This is a genomic window from Bacillus pumilus (assembly GCF_024498355.1).
Classification (GTDB): domain Bacteria; phylum Bacillota; class Bacilli; order Bacillales; family Bacillaceae; genus Bacillus; species Bacillus pumilus_P.
In genome coordinates, this window is sequence record NZ_CP101833.1 from 14,542 (window position 1) to 28,761 (window position 14,220).

Sequence of the window (14,220 nt, forward strand, 5' to 3'; positions counted from 1 at the left end):
TATTCTAATGTGAAGCATGAACGTTGTTATCTAGTTTTGAGAGAACATTCTCTCCATCAGGTTTGGTGGCGATAGCGAAGAGGTCACACCCGTTCCCATACCGAACACGGAAGTTAAGCTCTTCAGCGCCGATGGTAGTTGGGGGTTTCCCCCTGTGAGAGTAGGACGCCGCCAAGCTTTTCTAAGGATCAGTTCCAGACGGAACTGGTCTTTTTTGTTTTTTCTTCTAACAGCATCATGATATAAGCTGGAAACTTTTCTTCTGCAATCTCCATGTAGCGTTCAATCATGACGTAATCATCACTAATGTATTGAGACAGCAGCTCGTACCACCATTCTGTCTCATAGCGGGCAATCATACTAAGGTTATACATTAACAAGTAATGGCTGATGATCTCAGGGATCCCTAGAAATGCATCTCGTGTTGACGGAATAAACCATTGATTCAATTCTAAATCATAATGAAGATGAGTAGCGAAAGCAGGATTTTCTTCAAGAAATACATTAAACGTCAGCTTTTTGGCTTCTCTCTGTTTGAGCTTCCAACTTGTATGGAACTCAAAGTACTCAATAAATCGTTCAGCTGACATGTTATAAAGCAATGGAATATGATCTTGAATCAACATTCCATTAGCATGTTCGACTTTGACTAATGTCGAGGGCAGCTTTTGAAACTCAAGAACATGGCTCATTTCAGGTATTTTCGAAAGAAGATTGATCATCGTAAATCGTTCATCTTCAAGACCGTTCAAATGAAATAGGTGCTTTAACACATGCATGCATAGTCCATTTCGTTGGATTTTCACTTCATCTTCACTAAAACGGTAATGCTGTTTCTTTCTTTTTCTTGACGTTACGCCATGAGCTAAGACAGAGGTTTGAGAAGGATAATGAGGATCAACAGTAAGCAAACATGCCTTTAGCAACTGCGCCATTCCATAAAATAATAAAATTGGCTTAAGTTCTAGTGGAGCTATGGCGGCCTGTTCATAAAATGTATGACCGTGTTTTAAAAAATAAATAAATCGCTCACAGTTTTTATAGGCTTGCCCGTTCGCATCCTGAATGTTCCGTTTCTCATATTGTTGAAATAGAAACTTCTGGGAAGTTTCGAGTGAGTAAAAACGTTTTAAATCCTTCCATCCTGAACTTTTCATCTTCTTCCTCAACTCTCTCTATATTTTCTAAAAATTGCAACTGTTTGTTGCTTCCTTGACATGCTGTTTCCTAGTTGATAATCTACATATAATATTTTGCCGAAAAGAGGGGGATTTACTAATGTGGGAAAGTAAATTTTCAAAAGAAGGTTTGACGTTTGACGATGTTTTGCTTGTTCCAGCAAAGTCTGAGGTACTTCCGCGTGATGTCGATTTATCAGTTGAGTTAACAAGCACATTAAAGCTAAACATTCCAATTATTAGTGCAGGAATGGACACTGTGACAGAATCACAAATGGCGATTGCAATGGCACGTCAAGGCGGTCTTGGTATCATTCATAAGAACATGTCCATTGAACAGCAAGCAGAACAAGTGGATAAAGTAAAACGCTCAGAGCGTGGCGTTATTACAAATCCATTCTTTTTAACACCAGAGCATCAAGTATTCGATGCAGAGCATTTAATGGGTAAATATCGTATTTCTGGTGTGCCGATTGTAAACAACGAACAAGATCAAAAGCTTGTTGGTATTATTACGAACCGTGACCTTCGCTTTATTTCGGATTATTCAATGAAGATTAGCGATGTGATGACAAAAGAGGAACTTGTTACAGCTTCTGTTGGAACAACATTAGAAGAAGCTGAAAAAATCCTACAGCAATACAAAATTGAAAAATTACCTCTTTTAGATGACGAAGGAACGTTAAAAGGTCTCATCACAATTAAAGATATCGAAAAAGTGATTGAATTCCCTAACTCCTCTAAAGATGCACATGGCCGTTTAATTGTTGGTGCCGCTGTTGGTGTCACTGGCGATACAATGACTCGTGTGAAAAAATTAGTAGAAGCCAATGTTGATGTCGTTGTCATTGATACAGCACACGGGCATTCTCAAGGTGTTCTAAATACTGTATCAAAAATCCGTGAAACGTATCCTTCTCTTAACATCATTGCTGGTAATGTTGCAACAGCTGAAGCAACGAAAGCCTTGTTTGAAGCAGGAGCAGATATTGTGAAAGTCGGTATCGGACCAGGATCAATTTGTACAACACGTGTTGTTGCAGGTGTTGGTGTACCACAAATCACAGCGATTTATGACTGTGCAACAGAAGCAAGAAAACATGGTAAATCTATTATTGCAGATGGTGGAATTAAATATTCAGGTGATATCGTGAAAGCACTAGCATCTGGTGGACATGCCGTTATGCTCGGAAGCCTTTTAGCTGGTACATCTGAAAGCCCAGGAGAAACAGAAATTTTCCAAGGTAGACGCTTCAAAGTTTATCGCGGTATGGGTTCTGTTGCTGCAATGGAAAAAGGAAGTAAAGACCGTTACTTCCAAGAAGATAATAAAAAATTCGTTCCAGAAGGTATCGAAGGCCGTACACCATACAAAGGACCTGTCGTTGATACAGTGTACCAACTAGTTGGCGGCATTCGTTCTGGTATGGGCTATTGTGGAACACAAGACTTACGCACACTTAGAGAAGAAGCTCAGTTCATTCGCATGACTGGTGCAGGTCTTCGTGAGAGTCACCCACATGATGTACAAATTACAAAAGAATCACCAAACTACACAATTTCTTGATAAATTGTGACAATCAAATTACATTTGACAGGGTCTATGACTCTGTCTATTTTTTTTGTCTTTATTGTGATAAAATTTATACTGTTGTGTTGAAATAAGCCCTTGTGGATTAAATATATATGAAAAACGTCGAAAAAAGATGAATACGGAGGTATGACGATTGAACAGCAAGATGTTGAAACAGCTTATGGTCTCTATCCTTGCACTGGCATTGATTGTTACAGCTTTTACACCAATGTCCAAAGCAAAAGCGGCTGAAGATCCATTTAATGTAAATGCGAAAGCAGCCATCCTTATTGAAGCTTCTACAGGTAAAATTCTTTATAGTAAAAACGCAGAACAAAGACTGCCTATTGCAAGTATGGCAAAGATGATGACAGAGTATCTATTGCTAGAGGCTATTTCTGAAGGCAAAGTGAAATGGGATCAAACGTATACGCCAGATGATTATGTATACGAAATTTCTCAGGACCGCAGTTTATCCAACGTTCCTTTGAGAAAAGATGGCTCGTATACAGTCAAAGAACTTTATCAAGCAACGGCTATTTATTCAGCAAATGCAGCAGCGATTGGCCTAGCAGAGGTGATCGCTGGATCAGAATCGAAGTTCGTTGAAAAAATGAACGCAAAAGCGAAAGAACTAGGTTTAACAAACTACAAATTCGTCAATGCAACTGGACTAGAAAATAAAGACTTACATGGCAAACAGCCAAAGGGTACGGGTCCTGATGAAGAAAGTGAAGTATCTGCGAAGGATATGGCATTGCTTGCACAGCATCTCATCAAAGACCATCCAGAAATTCTTGAAACAGCAAGTATCGCGAAAACAAAGTTCAGAGAAGGCACAGACGATGAAATGGACATGCCAAACTGGAACTTCATGCTTAAAGGGCTTGTGAAAGAATATGAAGGAGTAGACGGTCTAAAAACGGGCTCTACTGACTCAGCTGGTTCTAGCTTCACTGGTACAGCAAAACGTGGTGACATGCGTGTGATCGCAGTCATCCTAAATGCAAAAGGAAATATTCATACAGCACGTTTCGACGTGGCGAAAAAACTGTTTGACTATGCTTTTAAAAACTTTACGATGAAAGAAATGTACAAAAAAGGTCAACAGATCAAGGGACATGAAAACATCGAAGTCGATAAAGGGAAAGATAAAGAAGTACCTGTCGTAACAAAAGAAGCTTTCTCTGTGCCAGTTAAAAATGGCGATGAGAAGAGCTATAAAGCAAAAGTAAATATCAAGAAAAAGAACCTAGAAGCTCCTATTAAAAAAGGAACGAAGGTTGGCATGCTGACGACTTCTTATTCTGGTGATGAGAAGGACTACGGCTATTTGAATAAAGACCAATCAGGTGTTGAGCTTGTGACGAAAACAGGCGATGAAAAAGCAAACTGGTTCATCCTTGCAATGCGCGGTGTAGGTGGATTCTTCGCTGACATTTGGGGCGGAATCGTTGATACAGTAAAAGGTTGGTTCTAATAAAAAACTGCTCTCATGCATAGAGAGCAGTTTTTTTATCGTTAAAAGAAAAGTGATTGTTTATGATTTTGAGGTGTGGACAAAGCCTGCTGAAAAATACCACATAACTTTTCCATGCCTTCGGTCAGTGCCTTTTCATTCACATAAGAAAAACTGAGGCGGATATAATTCTGCTTTGGCTCCCCAGGATAGCAGACAGAGCCTGGCAGAAAGGTGATTTGCTGCTTACGCGCCTCATGTAAGAGTGCACGTGTATCGACCCAGGAAGGAAAGCTGAGCCATAAATTGAGCCCGCCCTGTGGTATTTGCCACGTGACGTCCTTCGGTGCATGCTTTGTCAAAACATCCATCATTAAATCGCGTCTTACTTTCAAGGCAGTTCTTAACTTTTTCGTATGATCAATCATTTTCTTCGACGTCAGAAACGGTAATATGGCCTTTTGTGTGAGAAGAGGGCTACCTAAATCATTATTGGCCTTAGCCGCTAATAAACGGTTAAATATAGAGCCTGACGCTGTAATAATCCCAATTCTGCAACCTGGAGCCAGTGTTTTACTTAATCCTCGTAAATAAATGACGTGTCCATCGTGATCCAAACTTTTGATTGGTGCTGGCGGCTTCTTTTCAAAATAAAGCTCACGATAAGGATCATCTTCTACAATGAGACAATCAATGCTTTGTGCCAGTGAGAGAAGCTGTTTTCTGCGCTTCATCGACATACTGGCGCCTGTCGGACTGTGAAAAGTAGGGATCGTATAGATGAGCTTTGGTTTATATTTATCGCAAATGCTTTGAAGCTGCTTCATGTTCATCCCTTCATGATCGACTGGGACCGTAATGATTCTTGCCCCTCTGCCCATAAAGACATCAATCGCCCCTGGATAGGTGGGTGCCTCCATGACGACCACATCATCCGGCCCGATAAACGTACGTGACACCAGATCAAGCCCTTGCTGAGAACCACTTGTCACTAGGATATTTTCAGGAGTAGAAGGCACATCTAATTTTTCTAAAAAAGACTGAATGACCTGACGAAGCTGAAGATCACCTTGTATTTCTCCGTACTTCGACATAATTTGAGGATGCCTGGCTAGTACATGCTGCATTTCTTTTTCTAAATACCGGTTAGGTAAAAGTCCTGGATCGATCATAGAAGAAGAAAGGTTAATGGCTTCTTCTACATAATGATACTGAGCGAATTGAGACCTCGGTAAGTAATCTGGAATGGACAACTGCCAATCGAAAGAGGTAGATGATTGAACCGGGATGTCAGTTTGCTCATGCTGCTCATCCACAAAAGCTCCTTTACCTTGCACAGTTGTTAAATATCCGTCGTCCTTAAGCCGTGTGTATGCCTTTGCTGCTGTGACAAGACTCACATTGAGCTGCTTCGCTAAATCACGTACAGTCGGCAGCTTCTCCCCCTGCTGAAGCAGACCCGATTGAATGTGATCAACGATTGAAAAGTAAATCTGATTTGAAAGAGATGTATCTGAATGTCGATGGATATCAATATGCATGAGAATCCTCCAATGTATGCAAAATTGTTATACACTGTTTTAAATTGTTATAGTTGTATTATAGCATATAAATCACGCTTAAAAGAGAAAAGGGCAACTTTTTAGCCGACATTCCTTTATATATAAGGGTTTATCCTTTTTTATCAGCTGATTGAATTGTTATACTATTCTCTTTATTGTTATACTGTCTCGCTTGTATGATAGAGATGTTGAATCAATCGAATAGACAAATGGGAGGAAACAATTGTGAGCAATAAGGGAACTGAACGAGTAAAACGTGGAATGGCAGAAATGCAAAAGGGTGGCGTCATTATGGATGTCGTCAATGCTGAGCAGGCAAAAATCGCAGAAGAAGCAGGTGCGGTGGCAGTCATGGCGCTAGAACGAGTACCAGCTGATATCCGTGCGGCAGGCGGTGTTGCCCGAATGGCAGACCCAAGAATCGTGGAAGAAGTTCAAAATGCGGTAACGATTCCAGTCATGGCAAAAGCACGTATCGGCCACATCGTGGAGGCTCGTGTTCTTGAAGCGCTTGGTGTTGATTATATTGATGAGAGTGAAGTGCTAACGCCCGCTGATGAGGAATTCCATTTAAATAAAAATGAATACACCGTACCTTTTGTATGTGGATGTCGTGACCTAGGTGAGGCAACCCGCCGTATTGCAGAAGGCGCATCCATGCTGCGGACGAAAGGAGAACCTGGGACAGGCAACATTGTAGAAGCAGTCCGCCATATGAGAAAGGTCAATGCTCAGATTCGAAAAGTAGCGGCGATGAGTGAAGATGAACTGATGACAGAAGCAAAGAATCTAGGAGCACCTTATGAATTATTGCTTCAGATCAAAAAAGAAGGCAAGCTGCCTGTTGTTAACTTTGCAGCTGGAGGCGTTGCGACACCAGCAGATGCTGCGTTAATGATGCAGCTTGGAGCAGACGGCGTATTTGTCGGATCTGGTATTTTTAAATCAGAACATCCTGCTAAATTTGCAAAAGCCATTGTAGAAGCAACGACTCATTTCACCGATTACCGTCTCATTGCAGAACTTTCTAAAGAATTGGGAACAGCCATGAAAGGAATTGAAATTTCAAATCTACTGCCAGAAGAGCGTATGCAAGAGCGTGGCTGGTAATTAAGGGAGCGCAAACGAACATGCTAACAATTGGTGTACTAGGGCTTCAAGGTGCGGTGAGAGAGCATATTCAATCAATTGAAGCTTGCGGCGCAGAAGGGAAGATCATCAAACGAGTAGAAGAGCTAGAAGCCGTTGACGGTCTAATTATCCCTGGTGGAGAAAGTACGACGATGAGAAGACTTATGGATACGTACCGATTTATTGACCCGATCAAAGCGTTCGCTGCTCAAGGGAAACCAATTTTCGGGACATGTGCCGGTTTGATTATGCTGGCAAAGCATATAGAAGATCGAGAAGATGCTCATCTTGGACTGTTAAATGTATCTGTTGCACGAAATTCATTTGGCAGACAGGTAGACAGCTTTGAAGCAGGTGTAGAAGTGAAAGGACTGGATGCGCCGTTTACAGGGGTGTTCATCCGTGCGCCTCATATCGTCAGCTCAGATGATAGCGTAGAGGTCTTAGCTGAATATGATGGCAGGATTGTGATGGCGAAAGAAAACAATATCTTAGGTTGTTCTTTTCATCCAGAGTTGACAGACGACCACCGGTTAACGCAGCTGTTTGTTGAGATGGTGAAGTCCTACAAAACGAAGCTCGCTGTATAAAACGGTTGAAAAGAGATAAAACTTATAGTACATTAAAATCACAATCAAAGATCGAAAAAGCGTTGACGGGAAATAGTAAGAAGCCCCTCTTTCTCAGAGAGCCGATGGTTGGTGAGAATCGGTGAAAGATGCATTCTGAATCCATCCTTGAGCGAAATGCTGAAACACGAGAAGTAAGCATTTACGGTGATACCGTTACAGAGGAAAGAGGAAAGCATGATTTTGCATGTTTTCAATCAGGGTGGCAACGCGAGAGCTCTCGTCCCTTTCATGGGATGAGGGCTCTTTTTATTTTTCGATAAAAAAAGGAGTGTAACACATGCTGGATATTAAACAACTGCGCACGGACTTTGATCAAATCAAAGAAAAGTTAGCACACCGAGGCGAAGATTTAGCTGATTTTGATAAGTTTGGTGAACTAGATCAAAAAAGAAGAGAATTAATCGGTAAAACAGAAGAATTAAAGAGCCGAAGAAATGAAGTATCGCAGCAAGTGGCCGTTCTAAAAAGAGAAAAGAAAGACGCCGATCACATTATTCAAGAAATGCGTGAGGTCGGAGATGAGATTAAGAAGCTGGATGATGAGTTAAGAACAGTAGAAGAAAGCCTGCAACACATTCTGTTCTCAATTCCGAATATCCCTCATGACTCTGTACCAGTTGGTGAAACAGAAGATGACAACATTGAAGTGAGAAAATGGGGTGAACAGCCAGCATTCTCATTTGAGCCAAAACCGCATTGGGACGTAGCGGATGTGTTAGATATTCTAGATTTTGAACGTGCAGGAAAAGTGACAGGAAGCCGTTTCGTTTTTTATAAAGGGCTTGGCGCACGCTTAGAGCGCGCACTTTATAACTTCATGCTCGATTTACATGTGGATGAGTTTGGTTTTACTGAAGTGCTTCCGCCTTACATGGTCAACAGAGCAAGCATGACAGGAACTGGCCAGCTTCCAAAGTTTGAAGAGGATGCTTTTAAAATTCGAGAAGAAGATTATTTCCTCATTCCAACGGCTGAAGTGCCAATCACCAACATGCACCGTGACGAAATTCTTGAGGGAGAGCAGCTGCCAATCAATTATGCAGCATTCAGTGCTTGCTTTAGATCAGAAGCTGGATCTGCCGGCAGAGATACACGCGGGCTCATCCGTCAGCATCAATTCAACAAGGTAGAGCTCGTGAAATTTGTTAGACCAGAAGATTCTTATGAAGAATTAGAGAAACTAACGAATCAAGCAGAAAAAGTTCTTCAGCTATTAAACCTGCCATATCGTGTCATGAGCATGTGTACGGGAGATTTAGGTTTCACAGCTGCGAAGAAATACGATATCGAAGTATGGATTCCGAGCCAAAATACGTATCGTGAAATTTCTTCTTGCAGTAACTTCGAAGCGTTTCAGGCAAGACGAGCAAACATTCGTTTCCGCCCGGAGCCTAAAGCAAAGCCGGAGCATGTTCATACATTAAATGGATCTGGTTTAGCGGTAGGAAGAACTGTGGCAGCCATTTTAGAAAACTACCAACAAGAGGACGGTACAGTGATCATTCCTGAAGTGCTGCGTCCTTATATGGGAAATAAAGAAGTGATGAAATAAGATGCCGTTATGGCATCTTATTCTTTTTACCTAAAGTTCTACAGCTTTTCTAAAATAAGCCGATAAAAAAACTAAAAGCTTCTAGGAAAGAAGGAATAACCTTGAATAGGCTTGACTATTATGTTGAAATGGCTCAATTACTTAGAAAAGTTCTAGATGAAAGTATCCTTTTCGGCATCACTGATACAGAGAAGGTGCTTTGTTATTACCCGTCTAACACAATAGATTTTGGCATTAAAGTAGGGGACGCATTGAACCCAGAAGACCAAAACGTGGCGATGACATTAAGAGGACAAGAATATGACGGTCATTTACCAGAGTCTTTATACGGCTATGAAGTTGCTGTAAAAGGTTACCCAATTTTTGATGAAGATAGAAAAGTGATTGGCTCCTTTTTAGTGGCCTTTTCACATCATCGCGAAAAGAAATTAAGCGGTTATATGGAGCATATTAATAAAGTAGCGAAAGAACTACAAGGTGGAATTGAGCAAATTGCTGCGCATTCACAAGAGCTGGCGGCTACAAGCCTAGAAATAAGCGACCAGGCAGGAAGAGCGGAAGAGAAGTCAGCGAACATTGAAGAAGTCGTCAAAACCATAGGCGGGATCGCTAGACAAACAAACCTGCTTGGTCTAAATGCTGCAATTGAAGCGGCAAGAGCAGGTGAAAATGGAAAAGGGTTTGCTGTCGTTGCTGATGAGGTACGTAAATTGTCAGATGGTTCGAAGGAAGCGGCTGAAACCATTAATACATTCTTAAAAGAAATCCAAGACAGCATTGGCACTTTGTCTGGAAATATCTCACAAATTAGCAGCTCAACAAACGAACAAGCCAAACAAGTGACAGACTTTACAAAGATTATCGAATCATTAAATGAGTTTAAAGAAGAGATGAATCAGTTTATTGAGGAAATTAGACAGGATACGAAATAGAATCAAGAGCAGCCGTCATTTTGGCTGCTTTTTATAGGTAGATCATCATAACAAAACACATGTTTAAATTTTTTTGTGAAAAGATGTTGACTTCAAATGAAATGATATGATATATTAATTCTTGTCGATACGGAGGAATACCCAAGTCCGGCTGAAGGGATCGGTCTTGAAAACCGACAGGGGTGTCAAAGCCCGCGGGGGTTCGAATCCCTCTTCCTCCGCCATATTGATTTTACCTTAGTTGAATTGAAACGCAAGCATAAAAATTGGAAATTGTCAAACCGCTGCATTCGAAATGCAGCGGTTATTTTTATTTTGTTTTAGAACGATTTTTGTGAATAACAGAAGCAATTTCGTGAAGAATGGGATCAAGTGAGCTTTCATCATGAAGTAAGTCATAATCTTCAATATTAATTTTAATTACTGGGCATAAATCAAATTGTTCGATCCATTCAGTATATCGAGCGTACATTTCTTCCCAATATGCTCGATCTGTTTGAGTTTCCATCTCTCTTCCGCGCTCTTCAATACGATGTAAAATATGATCTAAATCCCCATGTAAATAAATAAGGACGTCAGGGTGAGGGAAGTAAGGTGTCATCACCATCGCCTCAAATAGACTCGTATACGTTTCATAATCTACCTCGGACATCGTGCCTTTGTCCGCATGCATTTTAGCGAAAATGCCAGTGTCCTCATAGATCGAACGATCTTGCACATATCCTCCACCAGATTCAAAAATTCGCTTTTGCTCCTTAAAACGCTCAGCCAGGAAATAGACCTGTAAATGAAAGCTCCATCTTTGAAAATCTGAATAGAAAGGCTCTAAGTATGGGTTGTCATCTACTTTTTCAAGAGAGGTTTGAAATCCTAGCTTGTCCGCTATTATTTTCGTCATGGTTGATTTTCCCACGCCGACAGTCCCGGCGATTGTTATGACTGCGTCCTTTGGTATTTCGATATTGTTCATAGCACTTGCTCCTTTATGTTCTGTACAATTTGCTGGTAATCTTGCTGTGAGGAAACGAAGTCTGTATGATCTCCTTCAATTGTAATGATAGGAAGCCCTGGGTCAGTCTGTTTTAAATGTTCAATGGCCAGCTCATAATCTTCAATTAAGGTTTTTAAATAAGCTGGGTCGATGTCTTCTTCAAAAGAGCGTCCTCTCATCTGTATTCTATTAAGTAAGGTGGGAAGGCTGGCTTTTATATAGATCATGGCATTGGGTTTAGGAAGATCATCTGTTAGCAAGTGATAGATCTTTCTGTATTTATCCATGTGCTTTTTTGATAATGTTCTTTCTGCAAATATCATATTTTTATAGACATGATAATCTGTAACAATCGGTTGTTGTTTTTTCACATAGTTTTCTTCAATTGATTCTAACTGTTTGAACCGATTGCATAAAAAGAACATCTCAAGCTGAAAGCTCCATTGTTCCATATCTTCATAAAATTTATCTAAGAATGGATTTTCTTCTACAATCTCTTTTACTAAAGGAAATTGAAATTCCTTCGCAAGCATTGTAGCCAAAGTTGTTTTTCCGGCTCCAATTGGGCCTTCCACTGCAATAAAAGGGGCAGGATACATAGGCGTTCTCCTCTATCTATAAAGTTGTCAAACCAATGTATATTGTACCATACCCCTTCTAAGAGATAGAGCGAATGGATTACGATGTCGTTCTTTTTTCAATATTAAATTGATCTGATAATAAGAGCCAATTTTGTGGGAAGGATAGACCTAGTTTCCAGTAAGCAATTCCGTTCAAGTTTAACTCTTTGATGAGATTAAATTTGGCTTGAATCGACCTTGCGTCTTCGAACCATACCTCATGCTCTTTATTATTAGCATCTGTATAACGAAAATAGGGAGCTTGTGCTGTTTCATCGTAGAGAATGGGTACATCATTCTCTCTAGCAATTGCGATCGCTTGTTGAGGACTGACGGCTTTGGCAATGGGGCCGCCCTGTACGTAAGGAAGCGTCCAATCATAGCCGTATAAATTCTGCCCCATTACAATTTTGTTGGCCGGCATGACAGTCAGTGCATATTCAATGACTTGGCGGACAGGACCAATTGGAGAGACGGCTTGTGCAGGACCTCCGCTGTATCCCCATTCGTAGGTCATCAACACAACATGATCAACGATCTTACCGATGGCTTCATAGTCATGAGCTTCATACCATTTTCCTTTTTGTTCACTACTTGTTTTAGGAGCAAGCGCAACGGAAATTGTCCATCCTTCTTGGTGGAAACGGGTTGTTGCCTCTCTTAAGAATTGAATATAAGCATCTTTATCAGCAGGGCGTAAATATTCAAAATCAAAATGGATTTCTTTTAATTGATACTTTTGAGCAACGCGAACGATTTCATTTAAAAATGTGGTTTTGACAGATTGGTTTGTTAAAAGGATTCGTCCAAGTTCATCACTGAATTTTTCATTCTCTAGGTTTGTGACCACCATGGATAATATGGTTCTGCTTTGAGCGGCAATCTGAGGTAGTTGGTCTAACGGTGGTTCTCGCAGTGTCCCGACTCTTTGTGCTTGAAAACTAAAGGCGCCTAAATGGGTTAAGTATGGAGAGGCTTCTCTAGCTGCTTGCTTTAAGTTTTCACTGACTTGATTTCCACGTGGTTCAATATAAGCATTGGAATTTATGTTTCTTTTCGGTCTTTGTGGAATATAGAGCAAGAATCGAATAGGAAGTATTGCTTCAGGCCGAATCCTATTCACACGTGCCAATTCTTCCACTGAAATTTGAAATTGCCTCCCAATTTGATAAAGTGTGTCATTTTGTTTGACTTCATAAAATTGACCTCTAATTGGAATGACAATTGTTTGTCCGATGACGAGTTGATTTGGTGTTTCGATGTCGTTGGTGCGGATGATTTCATTGACTGTTGTTTTAAAACGCATGGCAATCTCACTTAAAGTATCTCCTCTTTTGACAACATAAATTTGAATAGTCAACGCCCCCTTTGTTATTGCTAACAATTTATGAGGGTTATGGATAAATCATGTTTGATTTTCATTCGTGATCTCTTTAGCAGTTGTGATTTTAGCAAGAAGAACGTTCTCCATCATCGTTAAAGCGTACTCGTTATCTCTATCATTGTTTGAAGCAATACAATCTTTAGGTACAATCAGATTGTATTCTCGCATGTATGCGTCATTTGCAGTGAAAAGAACACAGATGTTTCCTGCAATTCCAGTTAAAATAAGATCATGAACACCTAGTTCATTTAGAAGTGTCTCTAGTGCTGTTCCATAGAAGGCAGAATGCTTAGGTTTAATTAAGAAATAATCATCGTTAGATGGTGCCATTTGCTCTAAAATAGGGGCGCTTCTTTCGTTTTTACATGTTTGTATGACAGCTTGAATGTCAGCCTTCCAGAGTCCGTAGTGGTCGTTGATGTAGATGATTGGCCAATTTTCCTTGAAAGCGTGTTGTTTAAGGGCTAAAATTTTATTGGTCATTTGCTCTGTTTTTTCAGCGAGCACATGTCCCATTTCAAAATCAAAATTATTGATCATGTCGATAATAAGCAGTGCCTTTTGGTGATTTGGCAAAATAAGACCCCCTTCAAAAGATTGTGGTAATATGTTAACCTCAATATCCATTTAAAAAACATGAAAAGAGAGCTGTGCTATGACGAAAGATGAACAGTTTATGCAAGAAGCCATTTTTGAAGCCTTAAAAGCAGAACAAATAGGAGAAGTGCCGATCGGTGCTGTCATCGTTGTAGATGACCAAATTGTGAGCCGCGCTTATAATTTAAGGGAAAGTGAGCAGCGTTCAATTGCACATGCAGAATTACTTGCCATTGATGAAGCGTGTAAAGTGACTGGAAGCTGGCGTTTAGAAGAAGCTGTACTTTATGTTACGCTTGAACCATGCCCAATGTGTGCGGGTGCTATTGTGCTTTCCAGAGTGAAAAAGGTCGTATTTGGTGCATATGACCCTAAAGGTGGATGTGCAGGTACTTTAATGAATTTACTGGATGATGAACGGTTCAATCATCAGTCTGAAGTCATTGGTGGTGTACTTGAAAATGAGTGCGGTGAGCTGTTAAGTCAGTTCTTCCGAGATCTCCGTCAGCGGAAGAAACAAGCGAAAAGTAAATGAATGGATGTCGTTTGCAATTTCAACTGTAAGAAGGTATACTTATTTCTGCGTCACTAACAATTTAATATTCATTT

General features: G+C 40.4%; 12 protein-coding genes, 1 tRNA gene, 1 rRNA gene, 1 pseudogene and 1 other annotated feature. Of the genes and pseudogenes, 9 read left to right on the forward strand and 6 right to left on the reverse strand.

Annotated features, from left to right (window positions below):
- Positions 1-61: 61 nt before the first annotated feature.
- A 5S ribosomal RNA gene (gene rrf / locus NPA43_RS00060) occupies positions 62-177 on the forward strand.
- Positions 178-188: 11 nt separating this feature from the next.
- Here the strand turns inward: rrf and NPA43_RS00065 are convergent.
- Positions 189-1,157, reverse strand: coding sequence for a YaaC family protein (locus NPA43_RS00065; protein WP_256499198.1), 969 nt, complete (start codon positions 1,155-1,157; stop codon positions 189-191).
- 121 nt (positions 1,158-1,278) lie between these two features.
- On the opposite strand from NPA43_RS00065, the gene guaB reads away from it, so the two are divergent.
- Together guaB and NPA43_RS00075 are read left to right on the forward strand one after the other, a co-directional pair.
- Positions 1,279-2,745 (forward strand): IMP dehydrogenase, encoded by a 1,467-nt coding sequence (guaB, locus tag NPA43_RS00070; RefSeq protein WP_099728795.1) that lies wholly within the window; start codon positions 1,279-1,281, stop codon positions 2,743-2,745.
- 160 nt (positions 2,746-2,905) lie between these two features.
- Positions 2,906-4,231 carry a D-alanyl-D-alanine carboxypeptidase family protein gene (locus tag NPA43_RS00075; RefSeq protein WP_256499199.1) on the forward strand — a complete coding sequence of 442 codons (1,326 nt, stop codon included), beginning with the start codon at positions 2,906-2,908 and terminating at the stop codon, positions 4,229-4,231.
- 41 nt (positions 4,232-4,272) lie between these two features.
- Here NPA43_RS00075 and pdxR read toward each other — a convergent pair whose 3' ends face one another.
- The gene (pdxR, locus tag NPA43_RS00080; protein WP_256499200.1) at positions 4,273-5,751 is read right to left on the reverse strand and encodes a MocR-like pyridoxine biosynthesis transcription factor PdxR; all 1,479 of its coding nucleotides are present in this window, start codon (positions 5,749-5,751) and stop codon (positions 4,273-4,275) included.
- A 246-nt stretch (positions 5,752-5,997) separates the two neighbouring features.
- Between pdxR and pdxS the strand changes: the two genes are divergently transcribed.
- The 5 genes and pseudogenes from pdxS (at position 5,998) to NPA43_RS00105 (ending at position 10,243) form a co-directional block, all read left to right on the forward strand.
- Positions 5,998-6,882 carry a pyridoxal 5'-phosphate synthase lyase subunit PdxS gene (pdxS, locus tag NPA43_RS00085; RefSeq protein WP_099728792.1) on the forward strand — a complete coding sequence of 295 codons (885 nt, stop codon included), beginning with the start codon at positions 5,998-6,000 and terminating at the stop codon, positions 6,880-6,882.
- A 20-nt stretch (positions 6,883-6,902) separates the two neighbouring features.
- The gene (pdxT, locus tag NPA43_RS00090) at positions 6,903-7,493 is read left to right on the forward strand and encodes a pyridoxal 5'-phosphate synthase glutaminase subunit PdxT (protein ID WP_256499201.1); all 591 of its coding nucleotides are present in this window, start codon (positions 6,903-6,905) and stop codon (positions 7,491-7,493) included.
- 53 nt (positions 7,494-7,546) lie between these two features.
- Positions 7,547-7,763: a binding site (T-box leader), on the forward strand.
- Positions 7,764-7,812: 49 nt separating this feature from the next.
- Positions 7,813-9,087: a serine--tRNA ligase gene (serS, locus tag NPA43_RS00095; protein WP_230031763.1), complete on the forward strand. Its 1,275-nt coding sequence runs from the start codon at positions 7,813-7,815 to the stop codon at positions 9,085-9,087.
- 596 nt (positions 9,088-9,683) lie between these two features.
- Positions 9,684-10,019, forward strand: a pseudogene (locus NPA43_RS19175) (methyl-accepting chemotaxis protein); the annotation flags it as partial.
- 131 nt (positions 10,020-10,150) lie between these two features.
- Positions 10,151-10,243: transfer RNA gene (locus NPA43_RS00105), tRNA-Ser, on the forward strand.
- Positions 10,244-10,329: 86 nt separating this feature from the next.
- On the opposite strand, the gene NPA43_RS00110 is transcribed toward NPA43_RS00105, so the two are convergent.
- The 4 genes from NPA43_RS00110 to NPA43_RS00125 form a co-directional block, all read right to left on the reverse strand.
- Positions 10,330-10,989 carry a deoxynucleoside kinase gene (locus tag NPA43_RS00110; RefSeq protein WP_230031762.1) on the reverse strand — a complete coding sequence of 220 codons (660 nt, stop codon included), beginning with the start codon at positions 10,987-10,989 and terminating at the stop codon, positions 10,330-10,332.
- The gene (locus NPA43_RS00115) at positions 10,986-11,609 is read right to left on the reverse strand and encodes a deoxynucleoside kinase (protein ID WP_230031761.1); all 624 of its coding nucleotides are present in this window, start codon (positions 11,607-11,609) and stop codon (positions 10,986-10,988) included. Before NPA43_RS00115 ends, NPA43_RS00110 begins: the two co-directional genes overlap by 4 nt.
- A gap of 79 nt (positions 11,610-11,688) precedes the next feature.
- A complete protein-coding gene (locus NPA43_RS00120; protein WP_443111583.1) occupies positions 11,689-12,936 on the reverse strand; it encodes a glycoside hydrolase family 18 protein in 1,248 nt (415 codons plus the stop codon).
- A 99-nt stretch (positions 12,937-13,035) separates the two neighbouring features.
- Positions 13,036-13,590 carry a cysteine hydrolase family protein gene (locus NPA43_RS00125; RefSeq protein ID WP_099728785.1) on the reverse strand — a complete coding sequence of 185 codons (555 nt, stop codon included), beginning with the start codon at positions 13,588-13,590 and terminating at the stop codon, positions 13,036-13,038.
- Between the two features lie 79 nt (positions 13,591-13,669).
- Between NPA43_RS00125 and tadA the strand changes: the two genes are divergently transcribed.
- Positions 13,670-14,146, forward strand: coding sequence for a tRNA adenosine(34) deaminase TadA (tadA, locus tag NPA43_RS00130; protein ID WP_099728784.1), 477 nt, complete (start codon positions 13,670-13,672; stop codon positions 14,144-14,146).
- Positions 14,147-14,220: the final 74 nt, after the last annotated feature.

Excerpts from the sequence above, each read along its gene's own strand:
- NPA43_RS00110 (WP_230031762.1), bottom strand. The coding sequence starts at position 10,989 with ATGAACAATATCGAAATACCAAAGGACGCAGTCATAACAATCGCCGGG.
- tadA (WP_099728784.1), top strand. The coding sequence starts at position 13,670 with ATGACGAAAGATGAACAGTTTATGCAAGAAGCCATTTTTGAAGCCTTA.
- pdxT (WP_256499201.1), top strand. The coding sequence starts at position 6,903 with ATGCTAACAATTGGTGTACTAGGGCTTCAAGGTGCGGTGAGAGAGCAT.
- pdxR (WP_256499200.1), bottom strand. The coding sequence starts at position 5,751 with ATGCATATTGATATCCATCGACATTCAGATACATCTCTTTCAAATCAG.
- guaB (WP_099728795.1), top strand. The coding sequence starts at position 1,279 with ATGTGGGAAAGTAAATTTTCAAAAGAAGGTTTGACGTTTGACGATGTT.
- NPA43_RS00120 (WP_443111583.1), bottom strand. The coding sequence starts at position 12,936 with ATGCGTTTTAAAACAACAGTCAATGAAATCATCCGCACCAACGACATC.
- serS (WP_230031763.1), top strand. The coding sequence starts at position 7,813 with ATGCTGGATATTAAACAACTGCGCACGGACTTTGATCAAATCAAAGAA.
- NPA43_RS00065 (WP_256499198.1), bottom strand. The coding sequence starts at position 1,157 with ATGAAAAGTTCAGGATGGAAGGATTTAAAACGTTTTTACTCACTCGAA.
- NPA43_RS00115 (WP_230031761.1), bottom strand. The coding sequence starts at position 11,609 with ATGTATCCTGCCCCTTTTATTGCAGTGGAAGGCCCAATTGGAGCCGGA.